Genomic DNA, 24,742 nt, shown 5'->3' with positions numbered 1-24,742 from the left:
AGCCGGTGCGTGCCCTCGGCGTGCCGGACGAAGGCCCTCGTAGCGGAGCTACTTGGGCCTTCGGCCGGTGCGGCGAGTGGGGGCACCTCCCACGCCCTTAAGGCAGTGGGGGAGCGTGCCGGGCGCCGTGGGTGCTGTGCGGGACTTTCACAACACCCCCTAGATCGGCCCGACGTCGAGCCGGGACAGCCGGACGGGGTCGGTCACGATGTCGATCACGGCGATCCGGTCCCGTACGAAGGCAAACTTCAAGGCCCGTTCCATCCGCCCCGCGACAAGCACCACGGCCCCCGCCGCGCCGTCGATCAGCGCCTGCCTGAAGACCAGGGCGGGCCGTGCGGCAAGGGCGGCCGGTCCGAACGTCGACGCGCCCCGCGCCACCGCCGCCGCGCCGGTCGTCACTCCGGCCTCCGAACGCGCGACGACATCCGGGTCCAGGACGTCGAGCAGCCCGTCGAAGTCACCGTCCCGGGCGGCGGCGAGGAAGGCGTCGACGATCTCCCGCTGCCTGCGCTGCGCGACCGCGTCGGCCTCCGGCACCTCCGCGCCCCGCACCCGTCGCCGGGCCCGGCTGGCGAGCTGCCGCGCGGCGGCCGGCGTACGGTCCACGACGGCGCCCACCTCGTCGTAGGACACCCCGAACAGGTCGTGCAGCACGAACGCCAGCCGCTCGGAGGGGGTCAGGGTGTCCAGTACGACGAGGAGGGCGACGCCGACCGAGTCGGCGAGGAGGGCGTCCTGCTCGGGGTCGGCCGCGGTTGCGGAAGCGAAGGCGACCGGAGCGGCGGGCGGGGGTGCCGCGGGGTCCAGGGGCAGTTCCGCGCGGGATTTGCGGGAGCGGAGCATGTCCAGGCAGACCCGGCCGACGACGGTCGTCAGCCAGCCGCCGAGGTTGTCGACGCGGGTGGTGTCGGACCGGCTCACCCGGAACCAGGCCTCCTGCACCGCGTCGTCGGCCTCGGCGGCCGAGCCGAGCATGCGGTGGGCGACGGCACGGAGGTGGCCGCGGTGCGTCTCGAAACGCTGGGCGAGGAAGTCGGCCTCGGGGGTGTGGTGGGGGTCGTCGGCGCTCATCAGTCGCAGCCTCTCGTCGCGGTCCGTCGTCAGTGGCTTGACGGATGGCGCGGCGAAGATGTGACAGCCGGAGCTCCTCCGGAGTGACCCCCGGTCGTTACCCCCAGTCCCGCCCGGACCGTCCCCGCTTGGTGTCCGACCGCTGCTTCTTCTCCCTCAGCCGCCGCTCGTTGATCCCACGGGGAATCCGGGTGGGCTTGCGCGGCTTGGGCGGTGGGGCCGTCGCCTCGGCGAGGAGCGCGGCGAGGCGTACGGCGGCGGTCTCGCGGTTGCGCCACTGGGAGCGGTGCTCGGAGGCGCGCACGGTGACGACACCGTCGACGAGCCGCCCGGCCAGCCGCTGCAGCGCCCGCTGCTTCCACACCTCGGGCAGCGCCTCGGTGCCGGCCACGTCGAAGCGCAGCTCGACCTGGGAGTCACTGGTGTTGACGTGCTGGCCGCCCGGGCCGCTCGACCGCGAGAAACGCCACATCAGCTCGGCCTCGGGAAGCGAGACGGAGCCACGGATGACGTAGGGACCAGACATGCCGTACATGTTCCCGCGCCTGTCCGGTCCACGTCACGCGAATATCCCCTGTGGCCTGTCTGAGCCCCTAAGGGTGCTCTTTGGCAAAGAAAGTAAAGACACCTGGAACCTGAGGCACCCCTCTCCGCGTTCATAGGGGTAGCTGTAGCTTCTAGCCGTACCGCAACGAGGGAAGGGACTCCCAAACAATGGCTGTAAGCCTGTCCAAGGGTGGCAACGTCTCGCTCACCAAGGAGGCTCCGGGCCTGACCGCCGTCACCGTGGGCCTCGGCTGGGACGTCCGCACCACCACCGGCACGGACTTCGACCTCGACGCCTCCGCGATCGCCGTGAACACGCAGGGCAAGGTCTACTCGGACGCCCACTTCGTCTTCTTCAACAACAAGCAGACCCCGGACAGCACGATCGTCCACACCGGGGACAACCGCACCGGTGAGGGCGCCGGCGACGACGAGGCGATCAACGTCAACCTCGCCGGCCTCCCGGCCGACATCGACAAGATCGTCTTCCCGGTGTCCATCTACGACGCCGAGTCGCGCTCGCAGAACTTCGGCCAGGTGCGCAACGCCTACATCCGCATCATCAACCAGGCCGGCGGCGCCGAGATCGCCCGCTACGACCTGTCGGAGGACGCGGCCACCGAGACCGCCATGGTCTTCGGCGAGCTGTACCGCAACGGCGCCGAGTGGAAGTTCCGCGCGGTCGGCCAGGGCTACGCCTCGGGCCTGGTGGGCATCGCGCAGGACTTCGGCGTCAACGTCTGACCGACGCCACCCCGCACTGGAACCCCCGGCTTCGGCCGGGGGTTCTGGCGTTCGCGGCCTTCGATAGGTTGCCCGAATGATCCTCGACCCGCTCCCCCTCACGGCCGACCGCGACATCCTGGCCCCGGTCCTCACCGAACTCACCGCCCTCTACGCCTCCAACCGCGACTTCCACGCGCTCAGCGGCGACTTCCCGGACCCGGACGACATCCGCCCGGAGCAGGTGGCCGCCGCGCTGGCCGAGGAGTTGCAGGTCCCCGGGGCGGAGGTGCTGCTCGCGCGCAGCGCCGGGCGGCTGGTCGGAATCGTGATCACGCTGGACCGGCACCCGGACCCGTCCGACCCGGACCCCTGGATCGGCCTGCTGATGGTGGACGCGGGCGACCGGCGCCAGGGGCACGGACGCCGGTTGGCCGGCCTCGTCGAGGACCGTTTCCGCGCGGCGGACCGCACCGCCGTACGCCTCGCCGTCCTCGACAACAACCCCGGCGCCCTCACCTTCTGGACGGCCCTCGGCTACGAGACCATCGGCTACGGAAAAGACCGCCAGCTCGACCGGCCCTGCACGGTCCTGCGCAAGGAGCTCGCCGCCGGCGACGGGGCCTGAACCGGCCTGGACCCGGACGTCCCTGGCAGGCCGCGCACTCGGCCGCCGTCACCGGTCGCGGCGGGTCAGACGGTGGCCCCGCTCACGCCTCGTCCGGCTTGCCGTCGCCGTACAGCCAGTCCTCCCAGATGGCGTCGAAGTCCTCGTCCGGCGCCATCTTCTCCACGTACGCGGTGAAGTCGTCGGTGTCCGCGTTGCCGTGGCGGTGGGTCTTCGTCCAGCCCTGGACGATGTCGTAGAAGGTGTCGTCGCCGACGGTCTCGCGGATCTTGTGGATGACCATCGCGCCGCGCTGGTAGACGGGGTTGCCGGAGATGTACTCGGCGTCGCCGGGCTTCGCGGGCGGGTAGGACCAGAGGTCCTTGTAGTCGTCCTCGCCGTGGTCGTACATGGCGTCGAACTTCTCCTGCGCGCTCTTGCCGCCGTGGTCCTCGTTCCACAGCCACTCGGCATAGGTCGCGAAGCCCTCGTTCAGCCACATGTCCCGCCAGGTCTTCGGCGTCACGGAGTTGCCGAACCACTGGTGGGCGAGCTCGTGGACGAGCGTTTCGGTGTCGGGGGTGCCGGGGAAGACGGGGCGGTTCTGGGTCTCCAGGGCGTATTCGGCGGAGTCCGGGCGGTCGATGATGGCGCCCGTGGAGGAGAAGGGGTACGGGCCGAAGTTGTCCTCCGCCCAGTCCATGACCTCGGGAATCCGGGCCACGGCCTTGCCGCCGGGGCCGGCCTGGTCCGGTGTCACGGCCGCGTACACGGGCAGGCCGCCGTCGGTGGTGAAGCGACGGATTTCGTAGTCGCCGACGGCGAGCGTGGCGAGGTAGCTGGCCATGGGTTCGGTGGTGCGCCAGCGGAAGGTCGTCCGGCCGTCCCGGGTCGTCCGGTTCAGCAACTCGCCGTTGGAGACCGCCTCGAACTCCTCCGGCACGCTCACCTCGATGTCGTACGACGCCTTGTCGGAGGGGTGGTTGTTGGCGGGGAACCACGCCATGGACCCGACCGGCTCGCCGAGCGCGAGCGCCCCGGCCTCGGTCGGCAGCCAGCCCTCCTCGGAACCGTCGGCGTCGGTGATCGTCGCCGGGGTGCCGGAGTAGCGGACGGTGACGCGGAAGGTCTCGCCGTCGGCGAGGTCGTCGTGGGGGCGGACGGTCAGCTCCTGCCCGGCGCGGTTCCAACGGGCGTGCTTGCCCTCGACCTTGACGTCCTTGACGTCCATCCCCTTGAGGTCGAGGTCGAACGCCGAGAGGTCCTGGGTGGCGCGGGCGGTGAGCGTGGCGGTGCCGGAGACGTGCTCCTCCTCGGGCTCGTAGGCGAGGTCGAGGTCGTAGTGGGTGACGTCGTAGCCGCCGTTGCCGGCCTTGGGGAAGTACGGGTCGCGCAGGCCGGAGGATCCGGGGCTGCCCTGGACTCCGCTGCTGCACGCGGTGAGGACGAGCAGGGCGGAGGCGACGGTCAGGGCAACGGGCGCGAATCGGGACATGCCATGATCCTATGAGGCGCCTGGCACCCGCGCGGGCACACCGGGTGAGACGGGGACACCGGGTGAGACATGACACCATCACCTCCGTGCTCGACATCGGCTACGCCCTCTCCACCCGCTTCCCGGACCCCCCGCAGACGGACTACCGCCGCGCGGACGTCCGCGCCCTGCGGCACGACCTGTTCTGCGGTGACGTCTACCTCGCCGACACCAAGGCGGACCGGGAGTTGTCCACAGCCTGGGGATGGGTTCCGGTGCTCGACTTCGCGTGGGCCCTGTGCGACATCATCGAGCGGCTGGACCGGGATCCGGCCGGCTCCCGCGCCTCCCGCCCCCAGCACGCCGAACTGGACTTCACCGAGTCCACGGACCGCATGCTCTTCGAGCGCCGCTTCGGCTGGGTGGACATCGAGGCGGACTGGATGCCCGCGGAGGAGGCCCCGCTGACCTTCTCGCACAGCGAACTGCGCCGCGAGGCCCGCGACTTCCTGCACGACCTGATCGCCGACCTGATCGACCTGCACGAGGACCTGGGCGAGAACCCGGCGATCTGGACGCTCCAGGCCCGCTATCCCCGGGTGGGGTGAGCGGATGGGTGTCGGCCTTCCAGACCACGATCAGGTCTTGAAGGCCGACGTCGCGCAGACCCCGGGCCTCCGAGGTCTCAGCCGGCGATCGGGCCCAGCTCGATGTCCGAGACCGTGAGGCCGAGGGACTTCACGGAGGCGTCGGTCAGAACGGGCAGGCCGTTCGGGCCGGGGGCGAACTTGGCGGTCAGGCCCTCCACGGAGCCGCTGACGGAAAGGCCGCCCGCGACGCTGTCGAGCTCGGCGTCGGCTATCTCACGGGTCTCGATGCGAGAGGAGTTGCTCATGCTGATGGGCGTCCTTCTTCTCTGGTGGGTGGGGCGCAATGCGTTGCGGCGCACTGCGACGGGAGCCCCACGAAGGCTCCCGCATGCCGGGATCGAAGCACGCTCGCGCAAAGTTCGGGGAAGCAAAGGTCCGCCCCTTACGCACCGTTCACAGCATTGACCAACGGCGTCCTTCACCCTCGTAGGCCCTCCACCGATCGACCGTCATCCCTCCACCCGGATTCCCAGCTGCGCCGCCAACACCGGAGCCAGATCCAGCAGTTGACCCGAACTGATCACCGCGCCCGACAGCCGGTCCACGCCCCGCACGATCTCCAGCTCCGCCGCCGACCGCAGATCGACGTCCGTCAGGGTCGCGCCGGTGAGGTCCACCCCCTTCAGCGCGCAGTCCACGAACTCCACCCGCTCCAGCCGGGCGCCCCCGAAGTCCGGCTCCAGCAGGACGCAGCCCTCGAAGACCACATCCCTGAGCTTCGCCTTGCGCAGGTTGAGGTAGTCGATCTTGCCGCCCCGGATCAGCACCCGCTCCAGCACGGCCCCGTGCAGCTGCACCCCGCCCAGCCGGGCGTCCACCAGCTCCACATCGCGCAGGTTCGACTCGGCGAGGTCGGTGCCGACGCCCCGTAGGCCCGTGAGGACGGAGTCGAGGATCCGGGCGTGCCGCAGTCTCGTCTCGTCCAGGGCGCAGCCCCGCAGCGCGCAGTCCATGAAGCGGGCGCCCGCGCCGTCCTGCCCGACGAGCTCCTCCTCCCGGAACTCCAGCCCGTCGTAGTCCCCGTCCGGCTCCAACTCCCCGTCCCGGAAGGGCTCCAGCGGCGGCAGCCGCACCTCGGGCCGCCGCGCCCCCTTCACGCCGCCCCGGCCCGGACCGCCGGCCTCACGCATCGCTTTCCGCACCATGCCCCCATGCTGCACCCCGCCACTGACAATCCCCCGGACCTGCGAAAACACTGCCGGTGTCACATTCCGGGTGCCCCGGACCGTCGTACTCACAAGGAAGGCAAGAAGGCGACCCCCGAGAGCCCCCGAGCAAGGCCGAGCACCCGAGCACCCGAGCAAGAGGGAGACCCCCAGCCATGCACCGCATCACCGTCATCGGCGGCGGCTTCGCCGGACTCACCGCGGCCATCACCGCCGCCGAGGCGGGCGCCAAGGTCACCGTGTACGAAGCCCACCACACCCTCGGCGGGCGGGCGCGGACCTCCGAGGAGCCGTACCGGACGAACGACGGACCGCACGCGCTGTACAACGGCGGCCCGCACTGGGCCTGGCTCAGGCAGCGCGATCTGATCGGACCGCTGGCGCCGATCCCGCCCCTGGAGGCGGCTCGGCTGCGACTGCGGCACCGGGGCGTGCTGCGCCGTACCCCGCCCTTCGCCATGCTCAAGCTGCTGCGGCCCGCCCTGCCCCCGGCGCCCGTCGACGTCGACTTCCTGACCTGGGCCACCGGCATCGCCGGCGAGGAGGGCGCCCGTGCCGCCGCGCACTACTCCGCCGTCGCCCTGTTCCACCACGATCCCGGCGCCCTGTCCGCCGCGTTCGTGCGGGAGCGGCTGCGGCGGGCGACCAAGCTGCCGCCGGAGGCGCACTATCCGCGGGGCGGGTGGGCGAGTGTCATCGACCGGATGGCGGCGCGGGCCTGGAACCTCGGGGTGCGGATGGAGACCCTCTCCCGCGTCGGCAGCCTCGACGACCTCGACGGCCCGGCGACCGGCGCGCCCGTCGTCGTCGCCACCTCCCTCGACGCCGCCCGCCGGCTCCTCAAGGACGACTCGCTGACCTGGACCAGCGGCCGTACGGCACTCATCGACCTCGCGGTGCGCACCCGGCGCGGAGACGCCTTCGCCGTCTCCGACCTGGACCGGACCGGGTGGCTGGAGCGGTTCACCGCGCAGGACCGGTCCCTGGCGCCGGCCGGGGAGCAGCTGATCCAGGGTCAGATCCCGATCGCCCCGCACGAGTCCAAGGCCGACGGCGTCGCCCGCGCCGAGGAGCTGCTCGACCTCGGCTTCCCGGGCTGGCGCGAGCGCGTCACCTGGCGGCGCGAGGCCCTCGCGAACGGCCGTACCGGCGCCGTCGACCTGCCCGGCACCAGCTGGCGCGACCGTCCTGCCGTGGACCGCGGCGACGGCGTCTATCTGGCGGGCGATCAGGTCGCCGCCCCCGGCGTCCTGTCCGAGGTCTCCTTCAACAGCGCGCTCACGGCCGTGTCCCTGGCCCTCGGCCGGCACGCCCTTGACCTCAAGCAAGCTTGAGGTTGCAGCATCTTTCAGTCGCCTCCGGCGACGGGTCGGGCAACCTGCCGAACCCGAGTCCACAGCGATGGGGGATCCCACATGCACGCCATCCGCCTGCACACCTTCGGCCCGGCCGAGAACCTCACCTACGAGCAGGTCGACGACCCCGCGCCCGGCCCCGGCCAGGTCCGGATCGCCGTAGCGGCGGCCGGCGTCCACCTCCTCGACACCGCCCTGCGCGAGGGACTCCAGGGCCCGGCACCGCAGCCGCCCACCCTGCCCACGATCCCCGGCCGCGAGGTCGCCGGTGTCGTCGAGTCCCTCGGCGAGGGCGTCGCCGCGCTCTGGCTCGGCAGGCGCGTCGTCGCCCACCTCGGCTTCGCACCCGGGGGCTACGCCGAGCTCGCCGTCACCGACGTCGACCGCGTCCACGAGATCCCGGCGAACCTCGACTTCGCCGAGGCCGTCGCCATGATCGGCACGGGCCGCACCACGATGGGGATCCTGCAGTTCGCCGAGCTCGGCCCGGACTCGGTCGCCGTGATCCCGGCGGCCGCCGGCGGCATCGGCACCCTGCTCGTGCAGTACGCCGCGCACGCGGGCGCCGTCGTCATCGGCCTCGCGGGCGGGCCCGGGAAGGTGGCCCGGGTGCGGGAGAACGGCGCCGACCTCGCCGTCGACTACACCGACCCCGCGTGGCCCGGGAAGGTCCGTGCCTTCCTGGGCGGACGGCCGGCGACCGTCGTCTTCGACGGCGTCGGCGGCGACGTCGCCCGCGAGTCCGTCGCCCTGCTCGGGCCCGGCGGCCGCCACCTCGTCTTCGGCTGGTCCGGCGCCGGGCTGCACGACGGCGAGCCCTACCTCGTCGACGGCGTCTCCGAGCAGGTGCTCGGCCCCGTGATGATGCAGAAGACGGGCGGCCCCAACCCCGTACGCACCCTCGAACTGCGCGCCCTCGCCGAGGCTGCCGCGGGCCGGCTCACCCCGGCCGTGCGGCGCTTCCCGCTCGCCGCGGCGGCGGCCGCCCATCGCGCCCTCGAAACACGCGCGACCACCGGAAAGGTGGTACTGGAGCCATGACCGGCCGCAAGCCCCCGCCCGATCCGACACCGCGCCCCGCCCCGGATGCGATACGTCCCGAACCGTGGTCTTCTGGCCGGGTGGACGCCACCCGAACGGGTGAACCCGCCCGGGCCGCCGCCGACGCCGACCCCCGCCGCTGGTGGGGCCTGGTGGTCATCGCGCTCGCGCAGCTCATGGTCGTCCTCGACGCGACCATAGTGAACATCGCGCTGCCGTCCGCGCAGGAAGACCTGGGCATGACCGACGGCAACCGCCAGTGGGTGATCACCGCCTACACGCTGGCCTTCGGCGGACTGCTGCTGCTCGGCGGCCGGATCGCCGACCTGGTGGGCCGCAAACGCACCTTCGTCATCGGCCTCGTCGGCTTCGCCGCCGCCTCCGCGCTGGGCGGTGCCGCCACCACGGCCGGCATGCTCTTCGCCGCCCGCGCGCTCCAGGGCGCCTTCGCCGCCCTGCTGGCGCCGTCGGCACTGTCGCTGCTGACGACGACCTTCACCGACCCCAAGGAACGCGGCAAGGCCTTCGGTATCTACGGCGCCCTGGCCGGCAGCGGCAGCGCGATCGGGTTCATCGTCGGCGGGCTGCTCACCGAGTACCTGAACTGGCGCTGGTGTCTCTACGTCAACGTGCCGATCGCCGTGATCGCCGTCATCGGCGCCCTCGCCCTGCTCCACGACAGCCCCGGCCACCCCGGCGCCCGCCTCGACGTACCCGGTGTACTGCTCGGCTGCGGCGGTCTGGTCGCCATCGTCTACGGCTTCGCCGAGGCGCAGCCGCGCGGCTGGACCGACCCGTTGGTCCTCGCCCTGTTCGCCGTGGGTGTCGTCCTCCTCGCGGCCTTCGTGTGGTGGCAGACCAGGGCTCCGGTGCCTCTGCTGCCGCTGCACATCATCAAGGACCGCACCCGCGCCGGCTGCTTCCTCACCATGGCGCTGGCCGTGATCGGCATGTTCGGCCTGTTCCTGTTCATGACCTACTACCTCCAGGTCATCCTCGACTACTCGCCGGTGATGACCGGCCTGGCCTTCCTCCCCCTCACCGTCGCGATCATCACCGGCTCCACCCAGATCGCCGCCCGCCTCCTGGACCATGTGGCGCCACGTCTGCTCATGGCCCCGGGCGCCCTGCTGGCGGCGGTCGGCATGATGCTGCTGACCGGGCTGACGGTGCACTCGTCGTACGCGGCCGACATCCTGCCCGCCCTGATCCTCATGGGCCTCGGCATGGGCCTGATCTTCATGCCGGTGTTCGCCACGGCGACGGCCGGCGTGGCCCCGCAGGACTCCGGGGTGACCTCCGCGACGATCAACACCTCGCAGCAGGTGGGCGGTTCGATCGGTACGGCCCTGCTGAACACCATCGCCACCACCAGCAGCGCCGCCTACATCACCGCTCATCTCACCGACCCGGCCCAGCGGGAGTCGGTCACCAGGGAGGGCATAGTCCACGGCTACACGGTCGCCATCTGGTGGGCCGCCGCCATCATGCTCCTGGCCGGCCTGGTCGCGGCCCTGATGGTGACGGCGAAGCCCCCGAAGCACGGCGCCGCCCAGGGGGCACCGGTACCGGAGAAGGTGGCCTGAGAAACGGGGGGAGGGGCCCCACCGGACCGCGGAGCCCTTCCCCCACCCTCCTGCCGAGGGCCGGTGCCTGTACGGCGGACAGCCCTAGGCGACCGCCCTCGTCGCCTTGCTCACCGCCGCCCCGTCCTGGTGTCCGGTGCGACGCGCGACCACCTTCACGGTGATCTTCTTGCCCTTCTGTGCCGGCTTCAGCACCAGCGACGCCTTGGTCGCCCCGCTGATCACCTTGCCGTTGGCGTACCACTGGTACGCGTACGACGTCGCCGCCGGACTCCAGGTCCCCCTGGACGCCGTCAGCGTCCTGCCGACCTTCACGGTCCCGCTGATCACCGGCAGCTTGGTCGCCTTGGGCGCATCGCCCTTGGCCACGGTCACCGCCGCCGAGGTCGCCGTCCCGCCGGCCCAGCCGGACCTGACCGCGGTGACGGTCACGGTGAGCTTCTTGCCGACCAGCGAGGCGGGGACGGTGTACGTCGACGCCGTCGCCCCGCCGATCGCCGTACCGTTCGCCTTCCACTGGTACGTGTACGACGACGGGGTCCCCGACCAGCTCCCCGGCGCGGCCGTGACCTTGGCGCCCGTCCTGGCCGTGCCGGTCACCTTGGGGGCGGCCGTGTTCTCCAGCCTGGGCTGCGGGGTCACGGTGAACGAACCGCGCGGGAACTCCCAGCCGCGGGTGAGCACGCTGATGTTCCACGTGCCGGTGGCCGCGCCGGTCAGGTCGAGTGTCGCGGTCACCGTGCGGTTGTCGGCGGAGACCGAGTCGGCCGCCGCCGTGATCGTCTTCCCGGCCTGGCTGATCCGGACGGTGACGTCCGGGCCGAGTGCGGTCCCGGTGACCGTGAGCTTCACCTTGCCGCCGGCCGCCCCGGTGTCGGGGCCGACCGCGGTGACGGACGTCTTCTCCGTGCCGCACACCGCGGACGTGCAGGTCAGCTTGGCGCTGTAGGCCGTGCCGGCCGCCTTCTCGGGCAGGCCCAGGAGGAACAGTGTCGGCGTGCTCTCCGGGGAGGAGCCGAGCGTGTCGCAGTCGTAGCCCTCCGGGATGTAGTGGGTGCAGCCGTTGGCCCAGGTCCTGGTGTTGTAGAGCACCGGCACCGCGGTCGTGGCGGCCCCGGCGGTGTCCTTGATGTCGGTCTCGAAGCGGTCGAACCCGGCGGTCGGCAGCGCCGCGCACACCGCGGTGCGCGACTCGTCCAGCGTGCCGGTGACCGGCCCGTACCCGTACGCCACGGACGGCACCTTGACGCACTCCGGGGCGGGCCCGTCGGCGGTCGCGATGCGCAGGGCGTCCAGGCGGTACTCGGGCGCCGCCTTCAGGTTGGCCGGGGTCTGCACCAGGACCTGGTGGGTGGTGGACCCGGTGACCGCGCAGGAGGTGTTGCGGAAGGAGCACTCCACCCGGCCGTCCCCGGCGACGACCGCGGAGTTGGCGGTGCCGAGGGCGTCCCGCACGTTGACGTGCACGACGTCGGTGTCCTCGGCGGTGGTCACCTGACGGCAGTCGAGGGTGCCGGGGGCGCCGTACGCACTCTTCACGGAGGGTCCGCCGACCTTCGCGGCGGCGGTCTTCACACAGCCCGCCGAGGAGGCGCTCGCGGTGATGTCCCGCCGGGTCAGGCTGTACGTGGCGGCCTCGTCGCGGCCGGTCATCAGCACGGTGTGGGCCTTGCCCGGAGTCAGCGAGCAGATCGTCCAGCCGTTGGTGGTGCCGCCGCGCTGGCAGATCCGCTTGCCGTCGGAGTCCACCACCGAGAACCCGGCGGAGGCGGTCCCGGAGGTGGCGGCCAGCTGGAAGACCTCGGTGTCGGTGTGCGCGTCCGCCGGGATGCCGAGGCAGTGCGAGAAGACGCCGCCGCCGGTGGTCAGCGTGGCCTGCGCGCCGTCCGCGGCGAAGCTGCCGGCGGGCAGGACGGGGCAGCCCTGCGCCACGTCGGTGCGGTGGAGGGCGACCGCGTAGGCGCCGGTCGCCGAGTCCCCGGTGTCCTCGGTGTGCACCAGCGCCCGGTAGGGAGCCTCACCGGTGAGCGCGCAGTCGCCGCCCCGCAGCTTCTCCTCGTCGCACTGCGGGGTGCCGGTGCGGTCCAGGACCTCCACCTCGGGGGTCAGCCCGGCCGAGGACAGCGAGGTCAGCGCGGCGATCCGGGCGCCCCGCGGGGCGTCCAGCGCCAGACAGTCGTACTGCCCGACGGTGCTCAACTCGCCCTTGTGCAGCCCGGCCCCGGTCGCCGCACACCCGGTGTCGGAGGCACGGTCGAGGACGACCAGCCCGGACCGGCCGTCACGGAACGGGTAGCTGCCGTCGAGCACGGCCGTGTAGGTGCCCGGCGCCTTGATCCGGCACGGGTCGGCCTCGTACCGGCACACGCTCAGCCCGGCCGAGTCGTACACCCGGGCCACCCCGACCTGCCGGTCCTCGCTCACCGAGTGCACGGTGAACGGGCCCGCCGAGGCGGCTGTGAAGGTGAAGCACGGGTTGGCGGTGAGGTCCTGCCGCTCCAGCGGGCCGTAGGGGCGGACCGGGGCTGCGGTGCACCCCCGCGGGTCGCTGAGCCGGCGCACCTTCACCGCGTACTCGGCGGGGAAGCCGTTCTCCGAGCGCCAGACGGTGGAGATCACCCGGTAGGGGCCGTCTCCGGGCAGGACGCAACTGTCCTCGTTGTCCTCCGGGAACCGCTCACAGATCCGCTTGCCGGTCGCGTCGGTGATCCAGGCGAGGGAGTCGCCGTACACCTTCGAGCCGTAGGTCAGCCGGACCCGGTCGCCGCGCGCACCCTCGAAGGGCTGGCAGTCGACCTCCACCCGGCTCACGGTCGTCCGGGGGACGTCCGGCTGGTCCCAGTTCGTGCCGACGGAATCCGCGCAGCCCTTGGCCGAGCCGAGCGGCACGAAGGTGACGGCGGTCGCCTTGTCCTCCCACTCGGTGTTGCGGACCTTCAAGGTGTAGGTGCCGGCCGCGGGGACGGCGCACATGCCGTCCGTGGCGTACCCGTCGCCGTGGCAGTCCACTTCGCTGCCGTCGGCGGCGAGCAGTTGCCTGGTCATCGCGTTGCCGTAGCCGTCCTTCGCCGGTGCCAGATACAGGCCCGGTGTCTCGACGGTGACGGTGTAGCAGACGCTGGAGTCGGGTGCGACGCTCGCCTTGCCGACGGCGTCCCCCGGGTCGCCGAACGACGCGACCGCGAGCGGCGCGCACTCCTCGTCGGCGGCGACGGCGGGGCCCGCCCCGGTCACGGTCAGAGCTGAGGCGAACAGTGGGACGACGGCGGCGAGAACGGCCGGCAGCACGGCCCGCCGCCCCCGTCTCGCACGCGGGCAGGAGTCGTCGTCGGACATGGGATCCCCCCTGGATCATCGGTCGTTGAGGGGATAGTCGCACAGAGGTGCGACAACGCCCTCGTGAGATTCCAGGGACGAAAGTTTCAGTGCCGCCCGGAGACCCGGTCGGCGATCCGCGCCAGCCTCGCCGACTCGGCGCTGTTGGTGAGATGCTCCCGCCGGTCCGCCGCCCGGTAGGTGGCGTACAGCCCGTGCACCCCGAGCCACCGCAAGGGCTCCGGCTCCCACTTGCGCACCTTGTGCCCGACCCACGGCAGTTCGGTCAGCTCCGTCCGCCCGCCCTGTCCGGAGTCCTGCTGCACCAGGTCCCGCAGGGTGCGCGCCGCGAGGTTGGCGGTGGCGACGCCCGAGCCGACGTAACCGCCCGCCCAGCCGAGCCCCGACGACCGGTCCAGCGTCACCGTCGCACACCAGTCGCGCGGCACGCCCAGCACGCCCGACCAGGCATGCTCCACGCGCACCCCGCCCAGCGCCGGGAAGAACGCGACGAGGAGCTCCCGCAGCGCCTCGACGGTCGCCGGCTGGGTCCGCCCGTCGTTGTCGGTCCGCGACCCGAAGCGGTACGGCACCCCGCGCCCGCCCAACGCGATCCGCCCGTCGGCGGTGCGCTGCGCGTACATGTAGGCATGTGCCATGTCGCCGAGCGTCTCCCGCCCGTCCCAGCCGATCGCCGCCCACTGCTCCTCCGTCAGCGGCTCGGTGGCGATCATCGAGGAGTTCATCGGCAGCCAGGTCCGCTTCTGGCCCTTCAGCGCCGCGGTGAACCCCTCGGTGCAGCGCAGCACATAGGGCGCACGGACGGTGCCGTACGGCGTGACGGCGTGCTTGGGCCGGATCTCCGTGACCGGCGTCAGCTCATGGATGGTGACCCCGAGCGCCTCCACGGCCGCCGCGAGTCCCTTCACCAGCTTCACCGGGTGCACCCGGGCGCCGTGCGGAGTCCAGGTCGAGCCGACCGCGTCCGCGACCTTGATCCGCTCGGCGGTCTCCCGTGCGCCGTACAGCACACGGTCCTTCTCGCCGTACGACACCTCGTGCTCGTGGAAGTCCTTCAACCGCGCCCACTGCGCGGGCGTACGGGCGACTTCGAGGACGCCGCCCTTGTGCATACCGGCGTCGAAGCCCTCGCCGCCCGCCACCCTGATGACTTCGTCCACCGTGTCGTTCATGGCCTGCTGAAGCCGTACGGCAGCGTCCCGGCCGTGCAGCCTGGCGTACCGGTCGCGCCCGGCGATGCCGTTGTACAGCCATCCGCCGTTGCGCCCCGAGGCCCCGTAGCCGCAGAACTTCTGCTCAAGAACGGTGATACGGAGGAAGGGGACCGCCTTCTTCAGGTAGTACGCGGTCCACAGTCCCGTGTACCCGCCGCCCACGATCACCACATCCGCGGAGGCGTCCCCCGCCAGCGGATCGCGCACCTCGGGAAGGCCGTCGTCCGCGTACCAGAAGGAGATGCCGCCGTTCACCGCACCGCTCACCGAGCTGCTCATGGCAGGACGTTAATCGGGGTGAGCCGATTCCGGGAGCCCAGTACGGTCACGAGGTGATCGACATTCCGCAGGAGCTCGCCGCATCACAGCAGAAGTACAACGGGGAGGCGGGCAGCGCCTTCATCGCCGGACTCCCGGCCCTGACGGCCGACTTCCTCGACCGCTGGCAGCTGAAGAGCGACGGCCGCCCCATGCACGGCGTCTCCGCCCTGGTCCTCCCGGTCCTCCGTCACGACGACACCCCCGCCGTCCTCAAGCTGCAACTCCTCGACGAGGAGAGCGAGGGCGAACCGGTGGCCCTGCGCGCCTGGGACGGCGACGGGGCGGTACGGCTCCTGGACCATGACGAGGCGACGGGCACGATGCTCCTGGAACGCCTCGACTCGTCCCGCATGCTCGCGCACCACCCGGACGTCCACGAGTCCGTCCTGGTCATCGCCCGCCTGCTGGCCCACCTCACGTCCTTCACCGCGCCCGCCGGTCTGCGTCGCCTCGGCGACATCGCGCAGGCCATGCTGGAGCAGGCACCCTGGGCACTGGAGCGCATCCCGGACCCGGAGGCCCGCCGTACCGTCGCCGACTGCGCGGCCGCCGTACGAGAGGTCGTGGACGAACCCGGCGACCGCCTCCTGCACTGGGACCTCCACGACGAGAACGTCCTCGCCTCCGACCGCGCCCCCTGGCTCGCCATCGACCCCAAGCCCCTCGCGGGCGACCCCGGTTTCGAGCTCTGGCCGGCCATCGACAACCGCTTCGACGCCGACGACGTCCGCTGGCGCTTCGACGCCATGACGGACGTACTGGGCCTCGACCGCGCACGCGCGCGTGCGTGGACATACGGCCGCCTCCTGCAGAACGCCCTCTGGGACATCGAGGACGGCCGCCCCCTGGAGAACCGCCAACTGGAAATCGCGAGGCGGCTGCGCGGGGGTCCGTGACTGCACGCCCTACATCGCGACTCAGCTCCACAGGCACACGTGACTGCACGCCCTAAGGGGCGCGGGGAACTGCGCGACCAGCCCCCACGCACCCGCACCCGGCAAACAACACAAGCCCCCCTCCGCCACACCCCAAATGTCCGCACCCCGCAACAGTGTGAACGCACTTCGCATGGGCCCTCACCAAACGGGCACGGCTCCCTGGCATGAGCCCCGCGAATATGCGCAACGCCAACTCCCCCGCGCCAGAACCCGAGTTCATACCCGGCCTCGAACTCTCCCGCCGCTTCTACACCGACGCCGTACGCCCCCTGCTGGAGGAGGCCGCCCCCGGCGTCCCCCACTCCGCCGCCCGCATCGGCACCGGCTCCGAGGTCCTCGGCTACGACACCCCGCGCTCCACCGACCACGACTGGGGCCCACGTCTCCAGGTCTTTCTCCACCGCCACGACGTGCCGCGTCACGCCGCCCGCATCAGACACGTACTCACCGAGCACCTCCCGAAGACGTTCCTCGGCCACCCGACCCGGTTCAGCCCACCGGCAGGGCACCGCGTCGAAGTGACCAGCACCGCCATCTGGTTCACCGACACCCTCGGCTTCGACCCGGCGCAGGGCATCACCCCCGCCGACTGGCTGGCCACCCCCACCCAACTGCTCGCCGAGATCACCGGCGGCGCCGTCTTCCACGACGGCCTGCACACGCTCACCCCGTTACGTCGCGCGCTGCGCTGGTACCCCCACGACGTCTGGCTGTACGTCCTGGCCGCCCAGTGGCAGCGCGTCGCGCAGGAGGAGGCGTTCGTGGGCCGTTGCGGCGAGGTCGGCGACGAACTGGGCTCCGCCGTCACGGCCGCCCGGCTGGTCCGCGACCTGATGCGGCTCTGTCTCCTGATGGACCGCCGCTACCCGCCGTACGGCAAATGGCTGGGCAGTTCCTTCGCCCGCACCGCGGCCGCCCCCCGCCTGACCCCCGTGCTGACGGCGGCGCTCGCCGCCACGGACCGGCACACACGCGAGCAGCACCTCGTGCACGCCTACGAGATCGTCGCGCACCAGCACAACCAGCTCCGTCTGACCGACCGCGTGGACCCCGCCACGCGCGCGTACCACTCGCGTCCCTTCCAGGTGCTGCGCGCCGACCGCTTCGCCAGGGCCCTGACCGCCCGCATCACCGACCCGGTGCTCAAGGACCTGCCGCCCGCCGGAGCGGTGGACCAGTTCGCCGACAGTACGGACGTGCTGATGCGCCCCGCCCTGTGCCGGGATCTGGTCAGGGCCGTCCAGCACACGCGGCGGGAGCATCGGACGCCGTCGCCACTGCCGTCAGTTCCCGCGCCACGGCAGCACCGATCATCCCCGCATCGCCCGCACGCGAGTGGCTGACGACGGTGAGCGTGTAGGCGTCGGCGGTGTGGACGAGGCAGAGGTTCGCCGTGCCGGGAGGGGCGAGCTGCGGCAGCGGAACGACGCGGGTCAGGGGGCGGCCGTACAAGTGGCTGGGGTTGTCACGCCACTTGAAGGCGGTGCACAGGCTCGTGGTGACCTCGGAGCGCGCCAGGCTCCTGGCCATCGCCCCGGACAGCCATGGCACGTTACGGGCGATCGTCTGCAGCGTGGGGAGGATCGCGCGGTGGGTGTCGCAGCGGTGGGGGAACGCCGCGACCAGGTCCTGGCACACCCGCAGCCGGGCCACCGGGGACACGGCGTCGACGGGCAGCGGGATGCGCAGCGCGGTGACGCCGTTGCCGAGCTGCTGTGCGTGGTGGCGGGTCCGCAGGTCGACCGGCACCGTGGCGTAGAAGGGGGCCGCTCCCCCGGGCCAGGAACGCAGCGGGCCGTAACAGGCGTGGAGGGCACCGGCGTAGGTGCTGAGCAGCAGTTCGTTGAGGGTGGCGCCCCGTCCGCCGGCGGGTTGGCGGCGTGCCGTACGCATCACCTGCGGGTCGAGCTCCACGACGGCCACCGACGGCCGCGGTCCACCGGGGGAGGCCGACGGCAGGGACCGGCCGACGGCCCCGATGCGGCGCACCTCCCGGCCCAGGGTGCCGGGACGCAGCGGCGGGCGCCGCTGTGCCGCCGCGAGCACATGGGTCGCGGCCGATGCGAGCGGGGGCGGCGGTACGGCGCCGTCCATCAGCAGCCGGAACAGGGTCTCCAGGGACCTGCCGTCCAGCAGGGCGTGATGGGCGAACAGCACGACGGCCTGCCGGGTGACCAGCAGCCGCCACAGCGGTCGTTCGGGCGGCAGCATGTGGCTGACACCGTCGGTGAGCAGGGACTCCAGGTCCTGGTCCGTGGCGGTGACATGGGCGCCGGGGTCGAAGGACCGGGCCGCCGCCCAACGGTGGCCTGACAGCGCCGCCGGCCCGGTCGGGGGCTGCAGGACCTGGCTCATCCGGTCCAGTGCGCCCCAGCGTTCACGCACCCGGGACCGCAGTTGCTCCGGCTCGAACGGCCCTCCGGGAAACAGCCCGGCGATACCGATCGTCCCCGGCAGCCCGTTGCGCAGGTGCCCTTCCTCGATGGCCGTCAGCCGCATGCTCCGCAGCCTCCTTCGGTGATCAGCCGTGCGGTGAGTCGAAGACGACACAGGCGTTGTGGCCTCCGAAGGCGAAACTGTTGCTGATCACCGGGCCGTTCGGGATCTTGCGCGGTTCGGCGGTGACCACGTCCAGCTCACAGCGGGGGTCCAGCTGTGTGAGGCACGCGGTCGGCGGGGCGAGCCCCTCCCGCACGGACAGGGCCGTGATCACGGCCTCCAGCGCTCCGGCCAGCCCCAGCCCGTGCCCGGTCACCGCCTTGGGCGCGGTCACGGGCACCGCGCGCGGGCCGAACAGGGCGGCGATGGCGTGGGCTTCCGCGAGGTCGTTCAACTCGGTGCCGGTGCCGTGCGCGTTGACATGCGTGACGGCGTCCGCCGTCGTACCGGCGTCGGCGATCGCCTGCTCCATGCACGCCCGCGCCCCGGCACCGTCGGGATGCGGCGCCGTGAGGTGGTGGGCGTCGGAGGTACGGCCGTAGCCGGTCAGCGTGGCGTAGATCCGGGCGCCCCGCGCGTGGGCGAGGTCCAGCCGCTCCAGCACCAGGAAGGCGGCCCCTTCGGCGAGCACGAACCCGCGCCGCCCGGCGTCGAACGGCCGTGACGCGACGGCGGGATCCTCGCACTCGGTGACCATGGCACCGGCCCGCCCGAAGGCGAGCGCGGTCGTGGGGGTCAGCGGGCAGTCATGGCCGCCCGCCACCACGACGTCCGCGCACCCGGCCCGGATCATCTGCAGCGCCTCCCCCACCGCATGCGTCCCGGAGGCGCACGCGGTGGAGACCGTGAGGCTGGGGCCGGTGATGCCGAGCCCGGCGCTGATCCAGTACGCGCCCGCGTTGTGCATCAGCCGGGGCGCGTAGAGCACGTCGGGATGTCCGATGCCGTTCTCCTGGCTGATCACCCCGCCGTACCCGGTGCCGGTGACCACCGCCCGCCGCCCGGGTGCCACGTGCAGTCCTCCGGCGTCCTGCACGGCGTCCGCGGCCGCGCACACCGCCATCTGCACCGAACGGTCGGCCCGGCGGACCTCCTTGGGCGTCAGATAGCCGGCCGGATCGAAGCCGGGCATCGGACACGCGGGGTACACGACGGTGCACTCGGCGTCGAACGCGTGCAGCGTCGTCGCCGGACGGCACTGCGCGAGGCTCTCCCACAGCGCCGCCGGAGTCGCCCCGGCGGCGCAGCGCACACCCAGGCCCGTGACGGCGACGGCGTGCCGGCCGGTCATCGGGCGAGGGGGCTGTGGGCGGCGGGGGTGCGCAGGCTCACGATGAGGTCGGCGACATCACCCACGGTGGACACCCCGGTCTTGTCGGACCCGCGCAGGGACACCCCGAACAATTCCTCGGACGCCGCCTCCAGTTCGGTGATGTCCAGGCTGTCGGCTCCCAGGTCGGCAACGAGCCGCGCCTGTGGCACGACCGCCTCCGGCGGCACCGACATCACCCGCGCGCAGAGCGGGCGCAGCGCTTCCCATACGTCGTCGCCGTGTTCCACATCCATGCAACTGTCTCCATTCCTGGTGCCGTCAGTGCTGACTCACACCGACGGCGTCACCATCCGAGCCCATGTCTCGAACTCCGTGACGACCGCGTCGGCGAGCCGTCCCGCGTCGTCCCGGCGCAGGTTGCCCACCACGGTGAGCGTGAACGCGTCCCCCGCCTGTGCCAGGGCGAAGCTGACGGTGCCCGGGTGCTGCAGGGGCGGCAGCCCCACGGTGCGCACGAGCCGGCGCCCCTCGAAGGTGCTCGCCCCGCCGGGCCACTTCATGGCTGTGGTCGCGGTCGCCGCGAAACAGGAACGGCGACCGCGGTCGGTCAACAGTCCGGTCACCCACGGCCCGGTCCGCCGAACCGCTTCTGCGGCGGGGAACAACACACCGGCATGCACGGCGGCCCGCTCGGGCACCGAGGCCAGAGCGGCCTGGCACGCCCGCAGCCGCGCCACGGGCCCGTCCACGTCGACGGGCAGCGGAACCCGAACGACCGTGAGCGTGTTCCCGAGTTCCCGAGGATTCGCCCGGGTGCGCAAGTCACACGGTACGGCCGTGTAGGCGGGCTCCTCCCGCTGCCGCCAGCCCCGCACCGGCCCGTAGCTGGCCCGCAGTGCCCCGGCCACCGCGCCCACCAGCAGCTCGTTCAGCGTCGCGCCCCGGCCGTCGGCGGGCTGCCGGCGCGCCGACCGCACCAGGTGCGCGGGCAGTTCGCTCACCGCGACCGAGGCGTACGTGTCTCCCGGCGACCGCATCGGCAGGGCCTGCCCGATGGCCGCCATCGCCCTGAGTTCCCGGCCCGCGGCGCGCAGCCCGGTCCGCGCCAGCGGCACCGACCGCGCCGACTCCCGTGCCGCCACCGGACTGTCCGTCAGCAGACGCATCAACGTCGCCAGGGAGCGGCCGTCCAGCAGCACGTGCTGGGCCACCAGCGCCAGGGCGAACCCGCCGCCGTACGCCGCGCCCGGGATCACATGCAGCCGCCAGGGCGGAACCGCGCCGGTGATCGGCCGGTCCACGCTCCGCGCCCACAGGTCGTCCAACTCGGTCCCGGTCACGGTGACATGCACGGCGGGATCGAACGGTCCCGGTACCGCCCATCGCACCCGCCCACGCCGCCGGAAAGGCCCCCGCCGCGCCGTCCCGCCGTCGCCCGACGGCCCGTCGAGCACACAGTTCATCCGCTCCAGGCCCGTCCACCGCTCGGCGACACGTGCCCGCACCTGATCCACGTCCGGCTGTTCACCGGAGAAGACCGCCGCCAGGCCGATGACTCCCGGACACCCGTTGAGCAACAGCATCTCGTCGGCACAGGACAGTCTCATGCGACAGGTCGCCCACCCTTCCTGGTAAACGACATCACCCTACACGCAGGGTTACGATCGGTCACTCAACGCACATGGCGCGCCCAACAGTCCGACGCCCGCCCCGTGGTGGAGCGGGCGTCGGACGAACGCTTCACACGCTCTACTTGAGCGCCGCGCTGTTGCAGCCCATGTCCGAGCCGAGGTGGGTGTCCTGCGCACCCGGGCTGCCCTCACCGTTGAGCGCGTTCGCCAGCAGGCTGTTGAGGACACCGACGCTGCCGAGGACGTCGACGTTCATGTCGTGCGAGCGGCACTCGATGCCCTGCTGGATGTCGAGGTCGTGAGCCCCGCCCTCACCGTGGGCGACGGCGGTACCGACGCCGAACGAACCGACACTGCCGAGGACGGCGCCCACGAGGGCGACCTTGTGAAGCTTGCGCATTTCTTCTCCGTTGGTCGAGCAGATGTGCTGTGCAGCAGATCGAGTTGGAACGGTGGACAACTACGGGAGGGATCAGCCGAGCTTCGGCAGACCCAACTGACCCACGGGAGGCGCCTGGACCTGCCCGAGCCCGAGCCCCGGCACCTGCGGCACGCCGCCGCCCGTCGGGACCAGCGGGTTGATGAGCGGGTTCACCTGGGGGTTCACCTGCGGGTTCACCTGCGGCGCGACCCGCGGCGGCGGCTCCGGGTTGAACACCTGGGGCGCGTGGACCTGCGGGGCGACCTGCGGCATGACCTGCGGCGCCGTCTGCGGGGTGACCTGCGGCACGACCTGCGACACCGGCGACTGGGCAGGCGACTGCGGCGCGGAGCGCGGCCCGTTGGAGGCCTCCGCGGCACCGCCCGACATGGCCGAGGCAGAGGCGTGACCGCTCTGCGGCTGCGGAGCTGGCGCTGGAGCGGGGGCCGGTGCCGGAGCGGGGGCCGGAGCAGGCGCGGGGGCCGGAGCAGGCGCGGGCGCGGGAGCCGGGGCCGGAGGCGTGTACTGCGGTGCCGGGGGCGCGTACTGGGGCTGCTGAGTCGCGGTCTGCGCGACGCCCGTCGAACGCGCCTCCGCGACGGCGTGCGGCCCCGGGTAGGGAGCGGGCGCCGGCGGCGCGTACTGGGGCGGCGCGTACTGGGGAGCGGGCGCCGGGGCTGCGTAGTACTGGGGTGGCGCGTACTGGGGGGCTGGCGCCGGGGCGTAGTGAGGTGCCGGGTACTCGGGAGCGGGCGCTGGAGCGCCGTACCCATAGGGATATTCGGCGGCCTCGCTGACGCCGGCGCCGATGGCGGTCAATCCGCCTGCCGCCGCTACGACGAGCGCGGCCTTGTGAAGCTTGCGCATGGAACCCTCGGCCCTTCATTACCTGTGCAGGGAATCCGTTTATTCAGTGCAGTCTTGCGTGCGCTCAGTCTGATATTCGTACTGCGCCCATACAGGGGTAATGCCTGAGCTGTCGTGTGGACTTCACGCTGGAGTCGGCAGCGGATCCCGTTGGCCCTCTCTGACTGCTGATCGCTGCCCTCTCCCAGCTGGCAACGACAATTAATGGGCCGGGTCACGGGATGAGAAAGTCCGTCACTCAATTGCCATCTATCCGATAAAACGCTATGCGGATCGTCGATGATTTACGGCACCGGCAAATGGGTGAGCACACTCGGACACACGTGACCGGTCATGCACTTGCCTCGTTCCCCACAAGGTCAGAGCAATTGGCTACAGCACTTCCATATGTTCCACGCACAGGTCAATGAAGGGCCGAGGTTCCATGCGCAAGCTTCAGCAGGTCGCGCTCGTCGTCGCAGCAGCCAGTGGACTGTCAGCCATCGGCGCCGGCCCCAGCGTCGCGGACGCCCCCGTCGCATACCGGGGCGCCACTCCGCCCCCCGTCGGCCAGCAGGACGCCCAGGCCCACACCTGGACCCGCTCACAGGCCAGCGTGTCGACCCCCGGCAGCCATCAGGCCCCGCCGCAGCGCATGGCGGCCCCGCAGCGCGGTGCCGAGGTCAGCCCGCAGGTCAGCCCCCAGCTGAGCCCGCAGATCAACCCGCAGCTCTCGCCCCAGCCCGCCTCCTCCGGCGAGGGCTTCTTCAGCCAGTCCAACCTCTTCCGCCCCGCCCAGGAGTGCAGCCCGCAGTCCCTGCTCAACGCGAACGTGCCGATCGCCGCCCTCGCCGCCGCGGACGCCCGCGGTGTCGACTGCGACCAGGCCAACAGCCAGGCGAACTCCGCCGCGAACGCCCGCGCGACCAGCTAGCACACCGACCGCCACGACAGCGCTGGTCACAGCCCTTCATCGAGGGGCTGTGACCAGCGCTTTTTCTTTGAGGTATGGGACTTCCGGGTGTTTCTGATACGAGATCAAGAATCCCGGCGCGCCGTTCGGACATATCGGATATTCACTACTAATCTTCCGTAACTGTACGAAGTCGATCCTTCACGGATCGCACACACACCTCACTCCACCGGAGATGACATGCACAAGCTTCGCAAGGCTGCCGTCCTGGTCGTCGCCCTCGGCAGCGTCGGGCTCCTGGGCGCCGGCACCGCCGTTGCCGACCAGGGCGGCCACGGCGGCAAGGACGGGGGCAAGTTCAGCGTCCTGCAGAGCTCCAACTGCAAGTCGCACGACCTGAACGTCGACGTCCTCGGCCAGGTCGGCATCCTGAACGGCCTGCTGGGCAACGCGCTCAACGGCGAGGGCAACGCCGGTGGGCAGGACACCCACCTCGGCTCGTCCATGGGCTGCAACAACAGCGCGTTCTAAGCGCACAACGGCCGCCTAGCCGGCCGACAGCGGGAACAGAGTCCCGGTACCGAGCCCAGAGCCCGGTGCCGGGACTCAGCCTTGTGCCCGGATTTATCAGGCCGGGAGCTATTTCCCGACATTCGGCCAAGGCGGTGAGAGTTTCTCAAATTCGGCGTGCCTCCGATTAATGCCGAATACTTCCTATTAGCCTCCGTAACTGTTCGAAGTCGATCCGTTATGGATCGCATCCTCTTCACTCCACCGGAGAAGAACATGAACAAGCTCCGCAAGGCTGCCGTTCTGGTCGCCGCCCTCGGGAGCGTCGGAGTCCTGAGCATCGGCGCTGCCCACGCCGACCAGGGCGGATGGGGCAAGAGCAGCCGGGGCAACGGCGGCTCCAGCGTCAGCGTCCTGCAGAGCACCAACTGCCGGTCGCACGACGCCAACGTCGACGTCCTCGGCCAGGTCGGCATCGCCAACGGCCTGGGCGGCAACCTGCTCAACGGCGAGGGCAACGCCGGCGGGCAGGCCACCCACCTCGGCTCGGACATGGGCTGCAACAACAGCGCATTCGACAAGTAAGCAACACCCTCCCCTCGGGGGGGGGGGGGGGGGGGGGGGGGGGGGGGGGGGGGGGGGGGGGGGGGGGGGGGGGGGGGGGGGGGGGCCGGGGGG

General features: G+C 71.8%; 24 protein-coding genes. 11 read left to right on the top strand and 13 right to left on the bottom strand.

Features of this window, described 5'->3' with window-relative positions:
- Positions 1 to 159: 159 nt before the first annotated feature.
- Both POF73_RS37515 and arfB read right to left on the bottom strand, forming a co-directional pair.
- Positions 160 to 1,074 carry a sigma-70 family RNA polymerase sigma factor gene (locus POF73_RS37515; RefSeq protein WP_272123746.1) on the bottom strand — a complete coding sequence of 305 codons (915 nt, stop codon included), beginning with the start codon at positions 1,072 to 1,074 and terminating at the stop codon, positions 160 to 162.
- 97 nt (positions 1,075 to 1,171) lie between these two features.
- Positions 1,172 to 1,609 (bottom strand): alternative ribosome rescue aminoacyl-tRNA hydrolase ArfB, encoded by a 438-nt coding sequence (gene arfB, locus POF73_RS37510; protein ID WP_272123745.1) that lies wholly within the window; start codon positions 1,607 to 1,609, stop codon positions 1,172 to 1,174.
- Between the two features lie 179 nt (positions 1,610 to 1,788).
- On the opposite strand from arfB, the gene POF73_RS37505 reads away from it, so the two are divergent.
- Positions 1,789 to 2,364: a TerD family protein gene (locus tag POF73_RS37505; protein WP_004000230.1), complete on the top strand. Its 576-nt coding sequence runs from the start codon at positions 1,789 to 1,791 to the stop codon at positions 2,362 to 2,364.
- 76 nt (positions 2,365 to 2,440) lie between these two features.
- Positions 2,441 to 2,971 carry a GNAT family N-acetyltransferase gene (locus tag POF73_RS37500; protein ID WP_272123744.1) on the top strand — a complete coding sequence of 177 codons (531 nt, stop codon included), beginning with the start codon at positions 2,441 to 2,443 and terminating at the stop codon, positions 2,969 to 2,971.
- 82 nt (positions 2,972 to 3,053) lie between these two features.
- Here the strand turns inward: POF73_RS37500 and POF73_RS37495 are convergent, their stop codons facing one another.
- Positions 3,054 to 4,445, bottom strand: a complete 1,392-nt coding sequence (locus tag POF73_RS37495) for a M1 family metallopeptidase (protein ID WP_272123743.1) — start codon at positions 4,443 to 4,445, stop codon at positions 3,054 to 3,056.
- A gap of 86 nt (positions 4,446 to 4,531) precedes the next feature.
- On the opposite strand from POF73_RS37495, the gene POF73_RS37490 reads away from it, so the two are divergent.
- Positions 4,532 to 5,032: a hypothetical protein gene (locus POF73_RS37490; RefSeq protein WP_272123795.1), complete on the top strand. Its 501-nt coding sequence runs from the start codon at positions 4,532 to 4,534 to the stop codon at positions 5,030 to 5,032.
- A 77-nt stretch (positions 5,033 to 5,109) separates the two neighbouring features.
- Here POF73_RS37490 and POF73_RS37485 read toward each other — a convergent pair whose 3' ends face one another.
- Both POF73_RS37485 and POF73_RS37480 read right to left on the bottom strand, forming a co-directional pair.
- Positions 5,110 to 5,319, bottom strand: a complete 210-nt coding sequence (locus POF73_RS37485) for a hypothetical protein (protein ID WP_272123742.1) — start codon at positions 5,317 to 5,319, stop codon at positions 5,110 to 5,112.
- A gap of 204 nt (positions 5,320 to 5,523) precedes the next feature.
- Positions 5,524 to 6,219 carry a pentapeptide repeat-containing protein gene (locus POF73_RS37480; protein ID WP_272123741.1) on the bottom strand — a complete coding sequence of 232 codons (696 nt, stop codon included), beginning with the start codon at positions 6,217 to 6,219 and terminating at the stop codon, positions 5,524 to 5,526.
- Between the two features lie 176 nt (positions 6,220 to 6,395).
- On the opposite strand from POF73_RS37480, the gene POF73_RS37475 reads away from it, so the two are divergent.
- The 3 genes from POF73_RS37475 (at position 6,396) to POF73_RS37465 (ending at position 10,222) form a co-directional block, all read left to right on the top strand.
- Complete coding sequence (locus POF73_RS37475) at positions 6,396 to 7,574, top strand: FAD-dependent oxidoreductase (RefSeq protein WP_272123740.1); 1,179 nt, start codon at positions 6,396 to 6,398, stop codon at positions 7,572 to 7,574.
- A gap of 81 nt (positions 7,575 to 7,655) precedes the next feature.
- Complete coding sequence (locus POF73_RS37470) at positions 7,656 to 8,636, top strand: zinc-binding dehydrogenase (RefSeq protein WP_272123739.1); 981 nt, start codon at positions 7,656 to 7,658, stop codon at positions 8,634 to 8,636.
- 80 nt (positions 8,637 to 8,716) lie between these two features.
- The gene (locus tag POF73_RS37465; protein WP_272123738.1) at positions 8,717 to 10,222 is read left to right on the top strand and encodes an MFS transporter; all 1,506 of its coding nucleotides are present in this window, start codon (positions 8,717 to 8,719) and stop codon (positions 10,220 to 10,222) included.
- Positions 10,223 to 10,306: 84 nt separating this feature from the next.
- On the opposite strand, the gene POF73_RS37460 is transcribed toward POF73_RS37465, so the two are convergent.
- Both POF73_RS37460 and POF73_RS37455 read right to left on the bottom strand, forming a co-directional pair.
- Entirely contained in the window at positions 10,307 to 13,558 is a 3,252-nt protein-coding gene (locus POF73_RS37460; protein WP_272123737.1) for an IPT/TIG domain-containing protein, read from the bottom strand.
- Positions 13,559 to 13,644: 86 nt separating this feature from the next.
- Positions 13,645 to 15,051 (bottom strand): NAD(P)/FAD-dependent oxidoreductase, encoded by a 1,407-nt coding sequence (locus POF73_RS37455; protein ID WP_272123736.1) that lies wholly within the window; start codon positions 15,049 to 15,051, stop codon positions 13,645 to 13,647.
- A 26-nt stretch (positions 15,052 to 15,077) separates the two neighbouring features.
- Between POF73_RS37455 and POF73_RS37450 the strand changes: the two genes are divergently transcribed.
- Together POF73_RS37450 and POF73_RS37445 are read left to right on the top strand one after the other, a co-directional pair.
- A complete protein-coding gene (locus POF73_RS37450; RefSeq protein ID WP_443049708.1) occupies positions 15,078 to 15,989 on the top strand; it encodes an aminoglycoside phosphotransferase family protein in 912 nt (303 codons plus the stop codon).
- A gap of 206 nt (positions 15,990 to 16,195) precedes the next feature.
- Positions 16,196 to 17,374, top strand: coding sequence for a DUF4037 domain-containing protein (locus tag POF73_RS37445; protein WP_272123734.1), 1,179 nt, complete (start codon positions 16,196 to 16,198; stop codon positions 17,372 to 17,374).
- Here the strand turns inward: POF73_RS37445 and POF73_RS37440 are convergent.
- From POF73_RS37440 to POF73_RS37415, 6 genes are all read right to left on the bottom strand, one after another.
- Entirely contained in the window at positions 17,262 to 18,530 is a 1,269-nt protein-coding gene (locus POF73_RS37440; protein ID WP_272123733.1) for a wax ester/triacylglycerol synthase domain-containing protein, read from the bottom strand. The genes POF73_RS37445 and POF73_RS37440 overlap by 113 nt on opposite strands.
- Positions 18,531 to 18,552: 22 nt before the next feature.
- On the bottom strand, positions 18,553 to 19,761 hold the full coding sequence (locus tag POF73_RS37435) for a beta-ketoacyl-[acyl-carrier-protein] synthase family protein (protein WP_272123731.1): 1,209 nt from the start codon (positions 19,759 to 19,761) through the stop codon (positions 18,553 to 18,555).
- Complete coding sequence (locus tag POF73_RS37430) at positions 19,758 to 20,036, bottom strand: acyl carrier protein (RefSeq protein WP_272123730.1); 279 nt, start codon at positions 20,034 to 20,036, stop codon at positions 19,758 to 19,760. The genes POF73_RS37435 and POF73_RS37430 overlap by 4 nt, the downstream gene beginning before the upstream one ends.
- Before the next feature lie 36 nt (positions 20,037 to 20,072).
- The gene (locus POF73_RS37425) at positions 20,073 to 21,350 is read right to left on the bottom strand and encodes a wax ester/triacylglycerol synthase domain-containing protein (protein ID WP_272123729.1); all 1,278 of its coding nucleotides are present in this window, start codon (positions 21,348 to 21,350) and stop codon (positions 20,073 to 20,075) included.
- 142 nt (positions 21,351 to 21,492) lie between these two features.
- Positions 21,493 to 21,774 (bottom strand): hypothetical protein, encoded by a 282-nt coding sequence (locus POF73_RS37420; protein ID WP_272123728.1) that lies wholly within the window; start codon positions 21,772 to 21,774, stop codon positions 21,493 to 21,495.
- 72 nt (positions 21,775 to 21,846) lie between these two features.
- Positions 21,847 to 22,662 carry a hypothetical protein gene (locus POF73_RS37415; RefSeq protein WP_272123727.1) on the bottom strand — a complete coding sequence of 272 codons (816 nt, stop codon included), beginning with the start codon at positions 22,660 to 22,662 and terminating at the stop codon, positions 21,847 to 21,849.
- Between the two features lie 424 nt (positions 22,663 to 23,086).
- On the opposite strand from POF73_RS37415, the gene POF73_RS37410 reads away from it, so the two are divergent.
- From POF73_RS37410 to POF73_RS37400, 3 genes are all read left to right on the top strand, one after another.
- On the top strand, positions 23,087 to 23,575 hold the full coding sequence (locus POF73_RS37410; protein ID WP_272123726.1) for a hypothetical protein: 489 nt from the start codon (positions 23,087 to 23,089) through the stop codon (positions 23,573 to 23,575).
- Positions 23,576 to 23,794: 219 nt separating this feature from the next.
- A complete protein-coding gene (locus tag POF73_RS37405; RefSeq protein WP_272123725.1) occupies positions 23,795 to 24,085 on the top strand; it encodes a hypothetical protein in 291 nt (96 codons plus the stop codon).
- A 255-nt stretch (positions 24,086 to 24,340) separates the two neighbouring features.
- A complete protein-coding gene (locus POF73_RS37400; protein WP_272123724.1) occupies positions 24,341 to 24,649 on the top strand; it encodes a hypothetical protein in 309 nt (102 codons plus the stop codon).
- Positions 24,650 to 24,742 lie beyond the last annotated feature (93 nt).

This window comes from Streptomyces sp. HD (assembly GCF_028369295.1).
Taxonomy (GTDB): Bacteria; Actinomycetota; Actinomycetes; order Streptomycetales; family Streptomycetaceae; genus Streptomyces.
This window is presented reverse-complemented; position numbering and strand designations above follow the sequence as displayed.